Origin of the sequence: Nonomuraea sp. WAC 01424, from assembly GCF_003947315.1 — a bacterium.
GTDB lineage: Bacteria > Actinomycetota > Actinomycetes > Streptosporangiales > Streptosporangiaceae > Nonomuraea > Nonomuraea spiralis.
On the sequence record NZ_QHHZ01000005.1, the window covers coordinates 499,989 to 517,959 of the forward strand.

The window sequence follows — 17,971 nt, forward strand, 5'->3', positions numbered from 1 at the left end:
ATGAGGTTCGGTTCGCGGATCGGCGTCGACGTCGGATCCGTACGTATCGGCGTGGCCCGTAGCGACCCCAGTGGGACGCTGGCCACGCCGGTCGAGACCGTACGCAGGGGCAAGGGCGACCTCGATCGCATCGCCGAGATCGTCGCCGAGCACGAGGCGATCGAGGTGATCGTGGGGTTGCCCACCTCGCTGTCCGGCCGTGAGGGCCAGGCGGCGGGGCTGGCCCGCGCGTTCGCCGCCGAGCTGGCCGGGCGGCTCGCGCCCACGCCCGTGCGGCTGTTCGACGAGCGGCTCACCACGGTCGCGGCCCAGCACGGGCTGCGGGCCAGCGGCGTACGCGCCAAGAAGCAGCGCGGGGTCGTCGACCAGGCGGCCGCCGTCGTGTTGTTGCAGGACGCGATCGACTCCGAACGCGCCACCGAAAGACCACCAGGCAGGCCCGTCGAACCGCCCCCCGCGGCGGCCGACGGACCTGCCTCATGAGCGGGCCGCACCGCGAGGCCCGCGCCGAGGCCATCAGCCGTCCGTTCCGCACGCCGCCCGGCGCGCGCCCGGCCGGCGAGGTGGCCGCGTGACCGGCACGCCTGACGACGACGCCGGCGAGGTGATCCCCTTCCGGCAGGCGGACTCCGACCAGGAGCCCCCGCCCCCTGAGCCGGGACACCCCGAGCCGGGACACCCGGATTCGGGACACCCCGAGCCGGGGCACCCGGATTCTGGACACCCCGAGCCGGCACACTCCGAGCCCGGACGCCCGGAGACAGGACGCCGCGAGCAGGCGGCCGGTGAGCCCGGCGACCACGGGGAGCCCGCCGAGGTCATCCCGCTGTCGCCGCGCCGCGGCCGGGCCCTGCGCAGGGCGGGGCTGATCTCCGCCGCGCTGGTGGCCGCGCTGGTGGCGGCGGGGGCGGGCATGCTCATGGTGGTCCGGCCGTACCTGAGCCCCGACGACTTCGAGGGCACGGGCAGCGGGACGGTCACCGTACGGATCCCGCCGGGCGCCAACGCCGAGCAGATCGGCACCGCGCTGGCCGACGCCGGCGTGGTGGCCAGCTCGCGCTCGTTCGTGAACGCGGCCCAGGAACGCGCCGTGGCCAACCGGCTGCGTCCCGGCCACTACCGGCTGCGCAAGGGCATGGCCGCGGGCGCGGCGCTGGCGCTGCTGCTGGCGCCCGCCTCCCGGCTGGTCAGGCGCGTGGTCGTGCCCGAGGGGCTGCGCGCGGGCGAGGTGCTGCGGCGTGTCGCCCAGCTGGCCGGGCTGCCGCTGAAGGAGCTCCAGGGCGTCGACAAGAGTCTCATCGGGCTGCCCTCGTACGCGCCCGGGATCGAGGGTTTCCTGTTCCCGGCCACGTACGAGGTCGAGCCCGGCGACAAGCCCGTGGACCTGCTGGCCGCCATGGTGGAACGGTGGGGCGTGGCCGCTCGGCAGGTACGCCTGGCGGAGGGGGCCGCCCGGCTGGGCCTGAGCCCGCTGGAGGCCGTCACGGTCGCCAGCCTCGTCCAGGCCGAGGGCGGCACCGACGCCGATTACCCGAAGATCGCCAGAGTGATCTACAACAGACTCGGCAGCGACAGGCCGCTGGAGCTCGACACCACGGTCCTGTACGCCCAGAACCGCCGGTCACTGAAGGTCACGGAGCGCGACACCAAGGTGAACTCTCCCTACAACACCTACCACCGTCACGGGCTGCCGCCCGGCCCCATCGCCAATCCTGGTGAGAAGGCGCTGCTGGCGGCCCTGCACCCAGCGCAAGGTGATTGGCACTGGTTTGTGACGACCGATCCGGCGCATAGAATCACCAAATTCACCAATAAAGAGAGCGAGTTTGTGAGATACCGGGAAGAGTTGAACAAGAACCTCGGGACGGGCTGATGCGCGGCGGGACCCCTCTCGTACCCGCGCAAAAGTCCCAACTTGGGTCATGCGCCCTCTTTCCATCCCCTAGCATGGCTACCCAGAGTGATCTCCGCTGGTCGTGGGAGCATGCCCGGCGGATCCCCCCGTTCCGCCCGGTGACCTCAGCCGGTTCGGCACTACCGCTTGACGCCGAACGGGCCGTACCGGGAGATTGGCCAGCGCACCTATGAGCGATCTCGATCTGAACTCCCTGCTCGGCACCGAGGACGACGAGGGTCGGTCCCGGCGCCGTTCTCGTGGTTCCGGCAAACGCGGCGGCAACCGCCGGCGGCGCAGACGCCGCAACCGGGGCGGTTTCATCGCGCCGCTGCTCGCCTTCGTCGTGCTGGCGGGCATCATCGGCGGCGGCGGCTACTACGGCTACCTGTGGCTCGGCGACGCCCTCGTGCCCGACGACTACACCGGCCAGGGGACCGGCGAGGTGGTCGTCGAGATCAAGGACGGCCAGACCGCGTCGGAGGTGGCCGAGGAACTGGTACGCCTGGGCGTGGTGGCCAGCGCCAAGGCGTTCAGCAACGCGGTCGACAACGCCGGCAAGAGCGGCTCGCTGCAGCCCGGCCAGTACAAGATGCGCAAGAAGATGTCGGCGGCCGGCGCGGTGGCGATGCTGATCCCCGGGAACAAGCTGCTGAAGAAGGTGCCGATCAAGGAGGGCCTGCGCCTGTCCGACACCTACGCCACGCTGGCCAAGGAGATGGGCAAGCCGGCCAAGGACTTCGCCGCCGCGGCGAAGAAGGCCGACCTCGACCTGCCGTCCTACGCCAAGGGCAAGCTTGAGGGGTACGCCTTCCCGGCCACCTACGACTTCCCGCCCAACGTCACCCCCGAGCAGGTCCTGGGCGCGATGGTCAAGCGCTTCAACCAGACGGCCGAGGAGGTCGACCTGGAAGGCGGCGCCAAGGAGCTCGGGCGCAAGCCTCAGGACATCGTGGTCATCGCCAGCATCGTCCAGGCCGAGGCCGGCCGGTTCGAGGACATGCCCAAGATCGCCCGCGTCATCTACAACCGGCTCGACCGCGACCCGGAGATGAAGCTGGAGATGGACAGCACGGTCATGTACGCCCTCAACAAGTACCGCACCGCCGCCACCATCGCCGAGACGAAGACCAAGAGCCGGTACAACACGTACATGTACCTCGGCCTGCCGCCGGGCCCGATCTCGAACCCCGGCCAGCACGCCATCGAGGCGGCGCTCAACCCGGCCAAGGGCGACTGGCTCTACTTCGTCGCCACCGACCCCAAGAACAGCAACGTCACCAAGTTCGCCACCACCGAGGCCGAACGCCAGGCGCTGCTGGCCGAATACCAGCGCAACGGCGGCTGACCCTCGCGGCGGGCCGCCCGTGCGGCCCGCCCGCCTCCTGGCGTGATAGTTCTTGGGATCCGTGTTTCCGGAAGGAGTGTCGATGCGGGCTGCGGTCATGGGCTCGCCGATCGGGCATTCGCTCTCGCCCCACCTGCACAGGGCCGCCTACGCGGCGATGGGGCTCGACGGGTGGAGCTACGAGGCGTTCGAGTGCGACGAGGCGCGGCTGCCCGGCCTGCTCGCCGAGCTGGTCCCCGTACGCGGCCAGGGCGGCGCCGAGCACGAGGAGGAGCGCGCCTGGGCGGGCCTGTCGCTGACGATGCCGCTCAAGCGGGCCGTGCTGCCGCTCCTCGACACCGTCTCCGACCTGGCCGTCGAGGTGGGCGGGGCCAACACCGTGGTGTTCGGCGAGGGCCTGCGCCACGGGCACAACACCGACGTCCACGGCATCGAACGGGCGCTGGCCGAGGCGGGCGTGCCCGCGCCGCGCTCGGCGACCGTCCTGGGCGGCGGCGCCACCGCCGCCTCCACGCTCGCGGCGCTGCGCAACCTCGGGCTGCACGCGGTCACTCTGCTGGTACGCGACCCGGCAAGGGCCGGGGAGACCGTGGAGGTGGCCGGACGGCTGGGCGTGACGCTGGCGGTCGAGACGTTCGACAAGCTCGACGCGTACACAGAGGTGGACCTGGTGGTCTCCACGCTGCCCGGAGGGGCCGCCGACGTGTTCGCCGGGCGGCTGGCACGGGTGCCGGCGCTGTTCGACGTGGTCTACGCCCCCTGGCCCACCAGGGCGGCGACGGAGGTCCGCGAGGCGGGCGGCACGGTCGTCGGCGGCTTCGCGATGCTCCTGCACCAGGCCGTGCGCCAGGTCGAGCTGATGACCGGCCGCACGGACGTGCCGGTCGAGGCCATGCGCGCGGCGGGGGAGGCCGAGATCGCCAGACGGTCGGCGGCCGGGGCACACTGATCTTCCTGAGGTTGACCCGGGTCCGCGGGATGATTCGAGACGCCTGCGTGGTTGTGGTAATGTAGCTCTCTGATCGGTCCGGCATGCCTTGCTGGACGCGCAAGCGGAGGTCTCCCTCCCACCCGAGTCGCCGAAAGGCAGCCGGGTCCAGGATCACGCCGGACTCTCCGGGGAGCTCGAGGCCACGAAGCCACAGAGCTCAGTGGCCCCGCATGCGCGACGTGCGGGGCTTTTCGCGTCTTCTGCGCGGAAGGCCCCCGCCACGACGAGCACGTAGGGATCGCAAACCTAGGAGGCCCCATCAGCACTGAGCCCCGCATCAACGAGCGTATCCGAGTTCCCGAGGTTCGCCTCGTGGGCCCGAACGGCGAGCAGGTCGGCATCGTCAGCATTCACGACGCGCTGAAGCTCGCCCAGGAGGCCGACCTTGACCTCGTCGAGGTCGCGGCCACGGCTCGACCGCCCGTGTGCAAGCTCATGGACTACGGCAAGTTCAAGTACGAGTCCGCGATGAAGGCGCGCGAGGCGCGCAAGAATCAGGCGCACACGATCATCAAGGAGATCAAGCTCCGGCCGAAGATCGACCCGCACGACTACGAGACCAAGAAGGGTCACGTGGTGCGGTTCCTCAAGGCCGGGGACAAGGTCAAAGTCACGATCATGTTCCGTGGACGCGAGCAGTCCCGGCCGGAGCTCGGCTTCCGGCTGCTGCAGCGGCTCGCGGAGGACGTCCAGGAGCTCGGGTTCGTGGAGTCCCAGCCGAAGCAGGACGGCCGTAACATGATCATGGTGATCGGTCCGCACAAGAAGAAGGCCGAGGCCAAGGCCGAAAAGGCCGCTGCCAAGGCACAGCGTGGCAGCGAGGAGCCTTCCGAGCAGGAAGCGGAGTCTTCCGTGCAGGAAGCGGAGTCTTCCGTAGCGGAGCCTTCCGTACAGGAAGCGTGACCCGCGGCTGGGGCTAGCCTTGCACCACGCGCCCCAGCGGCCACCGGCAGACGAACAAGCCGCGACCGGGCCGGCCAGCACCGGCCCGGCCACCGGCACGACCGAATTGAGGAGAGACGGCGACATGCCGAAGATGAAGACGCACAGCGGTGCGAAGAAGCGGTTCCGGCTCACCGGCACCGGCAAGCTCAAGCGTCGCCGTGCCAGCCGCGCGCACTACAACGAGTGGAAGTCCTCCACGCTGACGCGTCGTCTCAAGGGTGAAGTCGTCGTTTCGCCGGCAGACACCAAGAAGATCAAGAAGCTGCTCGCCAAGTAGCGCGAACCCCCGGGGAGAAGAATCATGGCACGCGTGAAGCGGGCGCTCAACGCCAAGAAGAAGCGCAAGGTCGTCCTCGACAGGGCGAGTGGTTACCGTGGCCAGCGGTCGCGGCTGTACCGCAAGGCCAAGGAGCAGATGCTCCACTCGATGACGTACGCCTACCGGGACCGCAAGGACCGTAAGGGTGCGTTCCGCCGTCTGTGGATCCAGCGGATCAACGCCGCTGCCCGCGCCAACGGCATGACCTACAACCGCCTGATCCAGGGCCTTCGCCTGGCCAACATCGAGGTGGACCGCAAGATCCTCGCCGACCTCGCGGTCAACGACAGCGCCACCTTTGCCGCGCTCGTCGAGGCCGCCAAGAAGGCGCTCCCGGCGAACGTGAACGCTCCGGCCGCCGCGAGCTGAGGCAGCCGCCTTTGACAGAGGGCCCACCGCAACGGTGGGCCCTTTTGCTGTATCCACGCACGATCTGGGGGAGAGCATGTCCGGGTCCGAGCTGACCAACGTGAAGTCGCCGAGGGTGAAGGCCGCACGCAGGCTCGCCAAGCGCGCCTTCAGGGAGCAGGACCGCAGGTTCCTGGCCGAAGGGCCGCAGGCGGTGCGCGAGGCGCTCAAACTCGACGGGGTGACGCTGGAGCTGTTCGTCACGGCCGAGGCCGAACTGCGGCACGCCGAGCTCATCACCCAGGCCAGGCTGCAGGGCGTGCCGATCCACCGGGCCAGCGGCGAGGTCATGTCGGAGCTGACCCAGACGGTGACCCCGCAGGGGCTGCTGGCGGTGTGCCGGCTCGTGCACGTGCCTCTGGAGGAGGCGCTGACCGGGGAGCCGAAGCTGGTCGCGCTGCTGGCGCACGTACGCGACCCGGGCAACGCCGGCACCGTCATGCGGGCCGCCGACGCCGCCGGGGCGGACGCGGTGGTCTTCACCGACGCCTCCGTCGACCCCTACAACGGCAAGTGCGTACGCGCCAGCGCGGGCAGCCTGTTCCATTTGCCGGTCGTCATCGGTGCACCGGTCGCCGCCGCCGTGCGTCAACTGAAGGAGCGGGGCATGCGCGTGCTGGCGGCAGACGGCGCGGGCAAGCACACGCTCGACGACGTGGATCTTTCCGGACCGACCGTGTGGATCTTCGGGAACGAAGCCTGGGGACTGCCGGAGGAGATACGCGCCGAGGCGGACGATGTGGTCAGAGTGCCCATCTACGGACAGGCTGAAAGTCTCAACCTGGCCACCGCCGCGGCCGTGTGCCTTTACTCCTCCGCCAGGTCCCAGCGAGTGCCCTAGGCGGCTGGAAACCCGCTATTGTCGGCGTTGTAGGCGGAGGAGGCGAGGTCGTGCACGGCGCAGACACCGACGGGCGAGTCGTGGCCGCCGCGTGCACGATCTCCATCGACGACCTCCCCGACGGCCTCATCGTGACCGACCGATATGGGTGCGTGCTGGCCGTCAACCGGGCCGCCGTCCGGCTCACCGGAGTCTCCATGGAGCGCGCGGTCGGCAGGGAGATGAACGAGGTCTTCCCCTTCCGCGACCACGACGGCCGCGAGTGGTGGAAGGGCCTCGACCCCGAGGGCGGGCTGCGTACCAGGACCAGGGTGCCCGAACGCCCGCTCCACCTGCCCGGCGGGCAGGAGCTCTACGTCGCGGCCCGGCTGGCGCGCGAGCCCGAGCGCGGCGGCGAGGTCGAACGCGTGACGATCACCCTGCGCGACGGCGGCGCCCGCGCCCGGCTGGAGCGCAGCCGCGCCGACCTGGTCTCCACCGTGGCCCACGAGCTGCGTTCGCCGCTGACCAGCGTCAAGGGCTTCACCGCCACCCTGCTGGCCAAGTGGACGCGCTTCACCGACGAGCAGAAGCGCGTCATGCTGGAGACCGTCAACAACGACGCCGACCGCGTCACCCGGCTCATCACCGAGCTGCTCGACGTCTCGCGCATCGAGTCCGGGCGGCTGGAGGTGCGCCGCCAGGTCGTCGATCTGCCGGTCAGGGCGCGCCGGCTCGTCGCGGGCCGGGTCGCCGCGGGCGACTCCGAAGACCGCTACCGCCTGATCGTCGGCGACCATCTGCCCGAGATGTGGCTCGACCAGGACAAGATCGACCAGATTCTGGGTAATCTGGTGGAGAACGCGGTGCGCCACGGTCGTGGCACCGTGACGATCGAGATCGAGTCCGTCGGATGGGGAGTGGCCGTGTCGGTGCGCGACGAGGGCGAGGGCATCGAGCCCGAGCTGGCTCCGCGCGTCTTCCGGCAGTTCTGGCGTGGCGGCAACAGCCGCCGGCGCGGCGGCACCGGGCTCGGCCTGTTCATCGTGAAGGGCCTGGTCGAGGCGCACGGCGGCACGATCATCGTGCAGCGCGCGCCCGAGGGCGGTGCGGAGTTCCGATTTACCGTGCCCACCGGCACCCCCGACTTCGCCACGGTCTGAAGCCCCAGCGGCTTGGAGCCTGAGCCCGTCGAAGTCGGTCCGGTGGGCGGCCCCCACTAGACTCTTTTCCGCTCAAGCCCTGGATACGGAGCTCACTCTTGTCTGACTACGACCCCGTCGAGGTGACGCCGTTGCACGCCGACGAGCTGTCCCGCATGGAGGCCGACGCCCTCACGGCGATCAAGGCGGCCGACAGCCTCGACGCACTCAAGCAGGCCAGGCTGGCGCACGCGGGTGACCGCTCGCCCATCGCCCTGGCCAACCGCGAGATCGGCGCCCTGCCGCCGGCCGCCCGCGCCGAGGGCGGGAAGCGCGTCGGCGGCGCCCGCCGAGCGATCAACGAGGCGCTGGCGTCCCGCCAGGCCGAGCTGGAGGCCGAGCGCGACGCCCGGGTGCTCGTCGAGGAGTCCGTCGACGTCACCCTGCCCTGGGACCGCCGCCCGCGCGGCGCCCGCCACCCGCTGACCACGTTGCAGGAACGCATCGCCGACGCGTTCGTCGCCATGGGTTACGAGGTGGCCGAGGGGCCCGAGCTCGAAGGCGAGTGGTTCAACTTCGACGCGCTCAACATCGCCACCGACCACCCGGCCCGCTCCGAGCACGACACGTTCTTCGTGGACTCCACCGAGTCGGGCATGGTGCTGCGCACCCAGACCTCGCCGGTGCAGATCCGCGCGCTGCTGCAGCGCGACCTGCCGGTCTACGTGATCTCGCCGGGCAAGACGTTCCGCACCGACGAGCTCGACGCCACCCACACACCGGTCTTCCACCAGACCGAGGGGCTGGCCGTCGACGAGGGCCTGACCATGGCCCACCTCAAGGGCACACTCGACAGGTTCGCCGAGGTGATGTTCGGCGAGGGCATCACGACCCGGTTCCGGCCCAACTACTTCCCCTTCACCGAGCCGTCCGCCGAGATGGACCTGAAGTGTTTCGTCTGCCGCGGCGCCTCGGCGATCCCCGGCAACCCGCCGTGCCGCACCTGCAAGTCCGAGGGCTGGATCGAGTGGGGCGGCTGCGGCATGGTCAACCCGCGGGTGCTCATCGCCTGCGGCGTCGACCCCTCCCGCTACTCCGGGTTCGCGTTCGGCATGGGGATCGAGCGCACGCTGATGTTCCGCCACAACGCCGAAGACATGCGAGACATGATCGAGGGGGACGTGCGCTTCACGCTCCCGTTCGGAATGGAGATCTGATGAAGGTCCCGCTCTCCTGGCTGCGGGAGTACGTCGATCTCCCGGCGGCCACCGCGCACGAGGTGGCCGACAGGCTCACCATGGCCGGGCTCAAGCTCGAGTCCATCACCTCCTACGGCCACGACGTCAAGAACGTCGTCGTCGGCGAGGTGCTGGAGATCGAGGAGCTCGCCGGATTCAAGAAGCCGATCAGGCACTGCAAGGTCGAGGTGGGCGAGGCCACGCCGCGCGAGATCGTCTGCGGTGCCACGAACTTCGTCCCCGGCGACCGGGTCCCGGTCGTGTTGCCCGGCGGCGTGCTGCCGGGCGGGTTCGAGGTGGGGGCGCGCAAGACGTACGGGCGCATGTCCGAGGGCATGATCTGCTCCGAGCGCGAGCTGGGCCTCGGCGACGACCACAACGGCATCATGGTGCTGCCCGCCGGCACGCCCATCGGCACCGACGTGGTCGAGCTGCTGGGCCTGCGCGACGACGTGATCGAGCTGGAGATCACCCCTGACATCGGCTACGCCCTGTCGATCCGCGGCGTGGCCCGCGAGGTGGCGACCGCGTTCGGCGTGGCCTTCCGCGACCCCGCCGACGTCGACGTGCCCGCCGAGGCCGAGCCGTCGTGGCCGGCCTCGATCGGCGACCCGACGGCGTGCGACCGGTTCGTGCTGCGCGAGGTACGCGGCTTCGACCCGGCCGCCCAGAGCCCGCTGTGGATGCGGGTGCGCCTGAGCCGGTCCGGCATGCGCCCGGTGTCGCTGGCCGTCGACATCACCAACTACCTGATGCTGGAGCTCGGCCAGCCGCTGCACGCCTTCGACCGGTCGAAGCTGACCGGCGAGATCGTCGTACGGCGGGCGCGGGCGGGCGAGCGGCTGGAGACGCTCGACCACGTCGTACGCGAGCTCGACCCCGACGACATCCTCATCACCGACGAGTCGGGCCCGATCTCCATGGCGGGCACGATGGGCGGCCTGGAGACCGAGATCTCCGACGGCTCGACCGACATCGTCATCGAGGCCGCGCACTTCTCGGCGACCGGCATCTCGCGCGAGTCGCGCCGGCACGGGCTGGTGTCGGAGGCGTCCAAGCGGTTCGAGCGCGGCGTCGACCGCGAGCTGCCGCTGGTCGCGTCCTGGCGGGCGGTGAGCCTGCTGGCCGAGCTGGGCGGCGCGAGCGTGCAGCCCGGCCTCACGCACGCCGAGGTGGAGGTCACCCCGGCGCGCATCGCGATCCCGGCGGGCCACCCGGCGGCCGTGGCGGGCCTGCCCTACTCCAAGGAGGTCGTGGTCGACCGCCTGGAGCAGGTGGGCTGCGTCGTGACCGACGGCGACGACCCGGCCGTACGCTCGGGCGGGGTCGACCCGACCGGCGTCGTGACCGGCGGCGAGCTGGCGGCCCGGCTGGCCGTCACCGGGCCCGACATGATCACGGTGACGCCGCCGTCGTGGCGGCCCGACCTCACCGACCCCAACGACCTGGCCGAAGAGGTCATCCGGCTCGAAGGCTACGACCGGCTGCCGTCGGTGCTGCCCAGCGCTCCGGCGGGCGCCGGGCTGACCGAGGGGCAGCGGCTGCGCCGCCGGGTCGGCCGGGCGCTGGCCGAGGGCGGCTACGTCGAGGTGCTCAGCTACCCGTTCATCGGGGCCGACGACTTCGACCACCTGCAGCTGCCCGCCGACGACGCGCGCCGCCGGGCCATGCGCCTGGCCAACCCGCTGTCGGAGGACGAGCCGCTGATGCGCACGACGCTGCTGCCCGGCCTGCTCAAGACGCTGGTCCGCAACGTCGGGCGCGGCTTCGGCGACGTCGCGCTGTTCGAGACGGGCGCGGTCTACCGGCCGCGGGAGAACGCCCCCGCCGTCGCGCCGGTGCTCGGCGTCTCGCGCCGGCCGACCGCCGAGGAGCTGGCCTCCATCGAGGCGGCGCTGCCGGACCAGCCGCTGCGGGTCGCGGTCGTGCTGGCCGGGGAGTTCGAGCGGTCCGGCTGGTGGGGTTCCGGCCGCCAGGCCTCGTGGGCCGACGCGGTGCAGGCCGCCCGGCTGGTCGCCGCCGAGTCGGGCGTCGAGCTGTCGATCAGCGCCGACCAGCACGAGCCCTGGCACCCGGGCCGGTGCGCCGCCCTCTACGCGGGCGACACGCTGGTGGGGCATGCCGGTGAGCTGCACCCGCGGGTCGTGGAGGCGTACGGGCTGCCGCCGCGTACGGCCGCCATGGAGCTGGAGCTGTCGCGGCTGGAGTCGAGGATGCCGGGGCCGGTGGAGACGCCGCCGGTGTCCCCGTACCCGGTGGCCACGCAGGACGTCGCGCTGATCGTGCCCGACTTCACGCCGGTGGCCGACGTGGAGGCGGCGTTGCGCGACGGGGCCGGCGAGCTGCTGGAGTCGGTGCGGCTGTTCGACGTGTACGCGGGGGAGCAGGTGGGCGAGGGGAACAAGTCGCTCGCCTACACGATGCGGTTCCGGGCTCCCGGCCGTACGTTGACGGTGGAGGAGACGACGGCGGCCAGGGACGCGGCGGTGGCGATGGCGGCCGACCGCGTGGGCGCGCACCTGCGCGGCGCCTGACGTCCAGGGAGAAGGCCGGTACGGCGGGTCGCCGTACCGGCCTTCCACGTGATCGGGGGGATGCGGCATGCGGGAGTTGCTGGTGTTCGCCGGGCGTGAGGACGCCGAGGAGGTCGCCGAGACGCTGGGGGAGTGGTTCCCGGCCCTCGGCGTGCCGAGGGTGGTGCGCGAGACGCTCGCCGGCGAGGACGACGCCGAGGACGCTCAGTGGGTCGTCGTCGTGGCGGGGCTCGACGAGGCCGCGCTGCTGCAGGTGGACGAGCTGGTGGAGCGGTACGAAGGCTGGCGGGAGACGGAGTGACCCGCCGCCCGCCGGCCGGATGCGTCAGGCGGGGGCGGCCTGGCCGGCCGCGGGATCGGCCGCGGGATCGGACGCGGGATCGGACGCGGGATCGGACGCCGTACGGCGGGCGCGTTCGGCCACGGCGTGTTCGTCGGTCGTGGCGTCGTAGCGGCGGAACTTGGGAAGGGCGGCGCTCAGGCCCAGGACGGCGGCCACGCACAGCAGGCCGCCCGCGCCCAGCGAGAAACGCAGGCCGCCCAGGTTGGCCATCAGGCTCGCGCGGGTGTTGCCCAGCATCGGGCCGCTGGCGTACGAGAGCAGTTCGATGCCCGCCAGCCGCCCGCGCAGTTCCTGCGGGATGGTCTGGTTCCACATCGTCGTACGGAAGATGCCGCTGATCATGTCGGCCGCGCCGGCGAGCGCGATGCACAGGAAGACCAGCCACACGGAGGGGGCCAGGGCGGTCAGGGCGATCGCCGCACCCCAGCACACCGCCGCGACGATCACACCGAGGCCCTGCCGCTGCACGCGGGCCGTCCAGCGGCCGGTCACCGAGGCGACCAGGGCGCCCACCGCGGCCGCCGAGTACAGCAGGCCGAGCGACTCCGGCGAGTCCAGCTCGTCGGCCAGGAACGGATAGAGCGCCTGGGCCATGGCGAACACCATGGCCGCGATGTCCACCAGGTACGTGCCCATGAGGTCGCTGCGGCCGGTGGCGTAGCGCACCCCCTCGACCAGCGACTTCAGTGACGCGGGCGCGGCGTCCTCGGCGGCCGGCAGCGACCTGATGCGCCAGAGCAGCGCCATGGAGAGCACGAAGGTCACCGCGTCGATGGCGTAGGCGACGTGCGTGCCGAGCTGGACCAGCAGCAGGCCGCCCAGCGCCGGGGCCAGGATCGCGCCGAAGTTCCAGCGCAGGCTGTTCAGCACCGCCGCCGCGGCCTGCTGGTCGTGGCTGACCACCTGCTGCATCACGGCCTCCAGGCTCGGACGCTGCAGGCAGGCGATGCCGGTGGACAGGGCGCCCATCACGTAGAGCACCCAGACCTGGGGGTCCGGGAGCAGCGCGTTGACCATGAGGGCGGCGGTGGTCACCAGCAGGCCCAGCTCGCTCAGCACGATGATCCTGCGCCGGTCGAGCGCGTCGGCGATCGCGCCGCCCCACAACCCGCACACCACCATCGGCACGAACTCCGCCAGGCTCATCAGCCCGACCGCGACGTAGGAGCCGGTCAGCTCCTTCATCTGGTACGGCAGCGCCACCATGGTGATCATCGTGCCGAACATGGTGATGACTCCGGCGCCGAACAGCAGGCGGTAGTCGCGGGAGTCGCGCAGCGGGCTCAGGTCGGGAGTGAGGTGACGGAGCAGGCGCATGAGTCGAGCGGGCACGAAGTCTGATTGTCCGGTGAACACCTGGGCTCGGGCAAACCATTTTGGAACGGCACAGGCCCCCGGCGATGACCGGGGGCCTCAGGGGGAGGGCCGTCAGGCGGGCACCTTGTCGAGGAAGCCGAGGACCCTGCGGATCCTGCCGTCCTCGGCCAGCTCGACCACGTCGAACCCGACGGCCAGGGGCTCCTCGCCGGCCGGGCCGAGGTGCCAGGTGAAGCGGGCGATGTTGTGGTGGGCGTCGAACACCTCGCCGGCGGTGAACACCAGGCCGGGGAACATGCCCTGCGCACCCTCGATCACGGCGGCGATCCCGGCGTGACCGGCCACCTCGGCCATCGGGTCGGTGTAGGTCGCGTCCTCGGTCCACAACTCGGCCACGGCCTTGGCGAGGGCGTCGGCGTCGGTCTCGTTCCAGGCGGCGATGTAGCGCTCGACAAGTTCGGTGGTCATGACGGTGCCTCTTTCTTCAGGGTCTCTTCAGGGGTTCTCAGGGGGTTCAGCGGCGGGCCTTGCGCAGGCCGGTGATCTGCAGCTCGGCGAACAGGGCCACGACCAGGGCCTGGGCGATCGCCCAGACGGCGCCGATCGTGGTGAACCCGAGTGCGCCGGTGACGACCGCGGCGACGCTGCCGAGGGTCCAGACGATGTTCAGGGCGATGATGACCTTGACGGCGGCCTGGCTGATCGAGGGGCGTGCGGCCACGAGGCCGACGCCGGCGCCGTACACGAGGAGGAAGATCCCGATCTCGCGCAGCAGGCCCGCCTCCGGGCCGAGCAGGCCGCTCACCGGGGCGGCGAGCGCCAGGTAGACCAGCCCGTTGACGCCGGTGACGGCGGCGAGCGCGGCCAGCGCGAGGCGCAGGAACTTGGTCCGGTCGGCGGTGACGGTGAGGGCGGTCATCTCGGTCTCCTTCAAGTGGTCGTTGCGACACTTGAACGATGTCAGCGAAGGCGTAGGGGCCGCGATTACGCGCCAGGTAATGAGCGCCGCGACCAGGCCGCCGACCTGCGGATCCGCCGGGAAAAGAAAACGGGGCACCCCCTTGCGGAGGTGCCCCGGAGGTGCGTCAGGAGCCCAGGACCTCCCTGCGCAGGTGGGTCTTGAGGATCTTGCCGCCCGGGTTGCGGGGCAGTTCGCCCTCGCGGAACCACACGTGCACCGGGATCTTGAACTTGGCGATCCGGTCCGCCAGGAACGAGCGCAGCTCCTCGGTCGTGACCGCCTGGCCCGGCGCCAGGCGCAGCAGCGCGCCGACCTCCTCGCCCAGCTCGTCATGGGGTACGCCGATGACCGCCGCGTCGTCCACGGCCGGGTGCTCGAACAGGGCCGCCTCGACCTCGGCGCAGTAGACGTTCTCGCCGCCTCTGATCACCATGTCCTTGGCGCGGTCCACGATGTAGACGAAGCCCTCGTCGTCGATCTTGGCCAGGTCGCCGGTGTGCAGCCAGCCGCCCACGAACGTCTGCGCCGTCGCCTCGGGCTGGTTCCAGTAGCCCATGATCACGTTCGGGCCGCGTACGCACAGCTCGCCGACCTCGCCGGGTGGCAGTTCCGTGCCCATGGGGTCCACCACGCGCACGTCCACCACGGCCGAGGGCCGGCCGATGCTGTCGGGCCTGGCCCGGTAGTCGTCGCCGCCGTTGCCGATGGCCAGGGCGGTCGTCTCGGTCATGCCGTAGCCGTTGGAGGGGGCGCGGTCGGGCAGGTTCGAGGTGATGCGCTCCAGCAGCTTGGGCGGGGCGGGGGCGCCGCCGTAGCCGAGGGTGGTCAGGGACGACAGGTCGTACTTGCCGAAGTCGGGGTGCGACATGAGCTGCCAGGCGTTGGTCGGGACGCCGATCATCGTGGTGACGCGCTCGCGTTCGATCAGGCGCAGCGCCTGCTCGGGGTCCCACTTGTACATGAGCACCAGGCCGCCGCCGGTGAACATCGAGGTGGTCATGCCGGAGAAGCAGCCCGTGACGTGGAACAGCGGCACCGTCAGCAGCGTCACCCGGCGCACGCCCGCCACCGCCCCCGCGTCCTTGCCGGCCATGGTGAGCGAGTGGATGAGGCCGTAGGCCACGGTCATGGGGGACTGGCCGAGGTTGCGGTGGCTGCCGAGCGCGCCCTTGGGCCGGCCGGTGGTGCCGGAGGTGTAGAAGATCGTCGCCGGGTCCTCGGGGGAGAGCTCCACGTCGGGCAGCCTGACGTCGGCGCCGACCTCGCCCAGCACGTCGGCGAACGAGCGCGCGCCCTCGGGCGCCTCGCCCCTGGTCACGATCATCGGCACGCCGGTGGAGGCCAGCCTGGCCGCCCGCTCGCCATCGGCGATCAGGACCTTGGCCCCCGAGTCGCTCACGCCGTAGGCCAGCTCGGCCTCCGTCCACCAGGCGTTCAGCGGTACGGCGACGGCTCCGGCGGCCAGCGCGGCCGAGAACGAGACCACCCATTCGGGGTAGTTGCGCATGGCGATGGCGACGCGGTCGCCCTTGGTCACCCCGTACTCATCGACCAGGCGGTTGGCCAGGGTGGCGGCGCGGCGGAAGTGCTCCTCGAACGTGAGGTGCTCGTCCTCGTAGGCCAGGAAGACCTGCTCGCCGTGGAATCTGCTCGTCTCCAGCAGGGTGCGGAAGTGGGCTGGCGCGTGCTTCCACGTACGGACCCCGGTCCCGCCGATCTCCTCGATCTCGAACAGCTGGCCGGGTCCGGTGAGCTGGGCCTGGACCTGGGCGTGCGAAAGGGACATACGCAGAACTCCCGCATCAGACGATTATTCCGGACTTCACAGTACCGACCGGCTGGTACGTCGCGCTAGAGCAGCGGAAATCGGTGCGAGTGATGCTGTGAAAGTTTCATGATTCTGACGATATTTTCAGGCTGTGAACTGCTGGTTTAGGTGTGGTACGTGGTTGGCATTGACCGTCCCCTTGCATGTCAATACCGTCTGCGGTGCGATCCGAGTGGGATCGAAAAGTTTCGGAATCGAGCGCCTTCCTCCGGAGGTAGATGCCCGTGCTCTCGTCCCTGTTCGTCAGAGTCCTCGCCTTGCTGGGGATTCTCGCAGCATTCCTCCTCCCCGCCACCTCCGCCGACGCCTCGGCGCCCCTGCGTACGCACGCGGCCGCCAAGGGCAAGTTCATCGGCACGGCGCTCGCCACCGGCCCCCTGGCCAACGAGACCTCCTACAAGAACATCGCCGCGACCGAGTTCAGCCAGGTCACCGCCGAGAACGCGATGAAGTGGGACGCCACCGAGCCCAGCCAGGGCCAGTTCAACTACTCCGGCGCCGACGCGATCGTCAACTTCGCCACCCAGAACAACCAGCAGGTGCACGGCCACACCCTCGTGTGGCACAGCCAGACGCCGGGCTGGGTGCAGAACCTGGGCGCGACGGCGATGCGCGCGGCCATGCAGAACCACATCTCCAACGTCGTCGGCCACTTCGCCGACAACCCGGCCGTGGTCTCGTGGGACGTGGTCAACGAGGTCTTCGACGACAGCGGCAACCTGCGTACGTCGTTCTGGTACAACACGCTCGGCTCGGGATACATCGCCGACGCCTTCCGCGCCGACCTCGCCGCCGACCCCGACGCCAAGCTGTGCATCAACGACTACAACACCGAGGGGATCAACGCCAAGAGCACGGCGATCTACAACCTGGTCTCCTCGCTGCGCCAGCAGGGCGTGCCGATCGACTGCGTCGGCTTCCAGTCCCACCTGGCCATCCAGTACGGCTTCCCCAGCGACTTCCAGCAGAACCTGCAGCGCTTCGCCGCCCTCGGCGTCCAGGTCCGGATCACCGAGCTGGACGTACGCGTACAGACCCCCAGGGACGCCACCAAGGACGCCACCCAGGCCACCTACTACCGCAACGTCGTCAACGCCTGCCTCGCGGTGACCGCCTGCCAGGGCGTGACGATCTGGGGCTTCACCGACAAGTACTCCTGGGTGCCCGACACCTTCCCCGGCCAGGGCGGCGCGCTGATCTACAACGAGAGCTACCAGCAGAAACCGTCGTACACGGCCGTGCACGACGCGCTGGCGGGCGGCACCACGACCGACACCACGCCGCCCACCACACCCGGCACCCCGGCGGCGAGCAACATCACCGCGAACTCGGCCACCCTGACCTGGGCCGCCTCCACCGACAGCGGCGGCAGCGGCCTGGCCGGCTACAACGTCCACCGGGAGCAGGGCAGCACCGACCCCCAGCTCGGCCAGTCCACCTCCAACACCGTCAACCTGACCGGCCTGACCGCCAACACCCAGTACCAGGTCTACGTGCGGGCGCGGGACGGCGCGGGCAACCTGTCCGGGAACTCCCCGCTGGTCACCTTCACCACCCTCACCGGCGGCGGGGGCGGCGGCTGCACCGCCGCCGGGACCGTACAGACGCAGTGGAGCGGCGGGTACGTCATCCAGCCCGTCACCGTCACCAACGCCGGCACCTCGGCGATCAACGGCTGGACCGTCACCTTCACCCTGCCCGCCGGGCACGCCGTGACCGGCTCCTGGAACGCCGCGATCACCGTCAGCGGGCAGAACGTCACCGCCAGGAACGCGGCCTACAACGGCACGCTCGCGCCGGGCGCGAACACCAGCTTCGGGTTCCAGGTCAGCAGGCCGAACGGCGACACCGCGACGCCGTCCTCCTACACCTGCGCCTGACCG

General features: G+C 70.8%; 17 protein-coding genes. 13 read left to right on the forward strand and 4 right to left on the reverse strand.

The features are described 5' to 3' along the window. The 12 genes from ruvX (at position 1) to DMB42_RS17295 (ending at position 11,940) form a co-directional block, all read left to right on the forward strand. Positions 1-483, forward strand: coding sequence for a Holliday junction resolvase RuvX (gene ruvX / locus DMB42_RS17240; protein ID WP_125635655.1), 483 nt, complete (start codon positions 1-3; stop codon positions 481-483). 88 nt (positions 484-571) lie between these two features. Further along, entirely contained in the window at positions 572-1,873 is a 1,302-nt protein-coding gene (mltG, locus tag DMB42_RS17245) for an endolytic transglycosylase MltG (RefSeq protein ID WP_312024740.1), read from the forward strand. 211 nt (positions 1,874-2,084) lie between these two features. Then, positions 2,085-3,242 (forward strand): endolytic transglycosylase MltG, encoded by a 1,158-nt coding sequence (mltG, locus tag DMB42_RS17250; protein WP_125635656.1) that lies wholly within the window; start codon positions 2,085-2,087, stop codon positions 3,240-3,242. Positions 3,243-3,324: 82 nt separating this feature from the next. Beyond that, a complete protein-coding gene (locus DMB42_RS17255; protein WP_125635658.1) occupies positions 3,325-4,191 on the forward strand; it encodes a shikimate dehydrogenase in 867 nt (288 codons plus the stop codon). A 300-nt stretch (positions 4,192-4,491) separates the two neighbouring features. Beyond that, positions 4,492-5,136, forward strand: a complete 645-nt coding sequence (infC, locus tag DMB42_RS17260) for a translation initiation factor IF-3 (RefSeq protein ID WP_185844707.1) — start codon at positions 4,492-4,494, stop codon at positions 5,134-5,136. A gap of 124 nt (positions 5,137-5,260) precedes the next feature. Continuing rightward, positions 5,261-5,455, forward strand: a complete 195-nt coding sequence (gene rpmI, locus DMB42_RS17265; protein WP_125635662.1) for a 50S ribosomal protein L35 — start codon at positions 5,261-5,263, stop codon at positions 5,453-5,455. Between the two features lie 24 nt (positions 5,456-5,479). Further along, on the forward strand, positions 5,480-5,866 hold the full coding sequence (rplT, locus tag DMB42_RS17270; protein WP_125635664.1) for a 50S ribosomal protein L20: 387 nt from the start codon (positions 5,480-5,482) through the stop codon (positions 5,864-5,866). 76 nt (positions 5,867-5,942) lie between these two features. Next, positions 5,943-6,746, forward strand: coding sequence for an RNA methyltransferase (locus tag DMB42_RS17275; RefSeq protein WP_125635666.1), 804 nt, complete (start codon positions 5,943-5,945; stop codon positions 6,744-6,746). A 50-nt stretch (positions 6,747-6,796) separates the two neighbouring features. Next, entirely contained in the window at positions 6,797-7,888 is a 1,092-nt protein-coding gene (locus DMB42_RS17280) for an ATP-binding protein (RefSeq protein WP_125635668.1), read from the forward strand. 155 nt (positions 7,889-8,043) lie between these two features. Next, the gene (gene pheS, locus DMB42_RS17285; RefSeq protein WP_260477756.1) at positions 8,044-9,084 is read left to right on the forward strand and encodes a phenylalanine--tRNA ligase subunit alpha; all 1,041 of its coding nucleotides are present in this window, start codon (positions 8,044-8,046) and stop codon (positions 9,082-9,084) included. Continuing rightward, positions 9,084-11,639, forward strand: a complete 2,556-nt coding sequence (locus DMB42_RS17290) for a phenylalanine--tRNA ligase subunit beta (protein WP_125635673.1) — start codon at positions 9,084-9,086, stop codon at positions 11,637-11,639. The genes pheS and DMB42_RS17290 overlap by 1 nt, the downstream gene beginning before the upstream one ends. A gap of 67 nt (positions 11,640-11,706) precedes the next feature. Beyond that, entirely contained in the window at positions 11,707-11,940 is a 234-nt protein-coding gene (locus DMB42_RS17295) for a hypothetical protein (protein WP_125635675.1), read from the forward strand. A gap of 24 nt (positions 11,941-11,964) precedes the next feature. On the opposite strand, the gene DMB42_RS17300 is transcribed toward DMB42_RS17295, so the two are convergent. The 4 genes from DMB42_RS17300 to DMB42_RS17315 all read right to left on the reverse strand — a co-directional run bounded on the left by DMB42_RS17300 (position 11,965) and on the right by DMB42_RS17315 (position 16,046). After that, positions 11,965-13,314, reverse strand: a complete 1,350-nt coding sequence (locus DMB42_RS17300) for an MFS transporter (protein WP_260477748.1) — start codon at positions 13,312-13,314, stop codon at positions 11,965-11,967. A 96-nt stretch (positions 13,315-13,410) separates the two neighbouring features. Next, positions 13,411-13,767 (reverse strand): nuclear transport factor 2 family protein, encoded by a 357-nt coding sequence (locus DMB42_RS17305; protein WP_125635677.1) that lies wholly within the window; start codon positions 13,765-13,767, stop codon positions 13,411-13,413. Between the two features lie 46 nt (positions 13,768-13,813). Beyond that, positions 13,814-14,218 (reverse strand): hypothetical protein, encoded by a 405-nt coding sequence (locus DMB42_RS17310; protein WP_125635679.1) that lies wholly within the window; start codon positions 14,216-14,218, stop codon positions 13,814-13,816. 166 nt (positions 14,219-14,384) lie between these two features. Next, the gene (locus DMB42_RS17315; RefSeq protein ID WP_125635681.1) at positions 14,385-16,046 is read right to left on the reverse strand and encodes a class I adenylate-forming enzyme family protein; all 1,662 of its coding nucleotides are present in this window, start codon (positions 16,044-16,046) and stop codon (positions 14,385-14,387) included. 299 nt (positions 16,047-16,345) lie between these two features. Here DMB42_RS17315 and DMB42_RS17320 point away from each other — a divergent pair, with 299 nt between their 5' ends. Continuing rightward, the gene (locus tag DMB42_RS17320; RefSeq protein WP_260477749.1) at positions 16,346-17,968 is read left to right on the forward strand and encodes an endo-1,4-beta-xylanase; all 1,623 of its coding nucleotides are present in this window, start codon (positions 16,346-16,348) and stop codon (positions 17,966-17,968) included. The last annotated feature ends 3 nt before the right edge of the window (positions 17,969-17,971 follow it).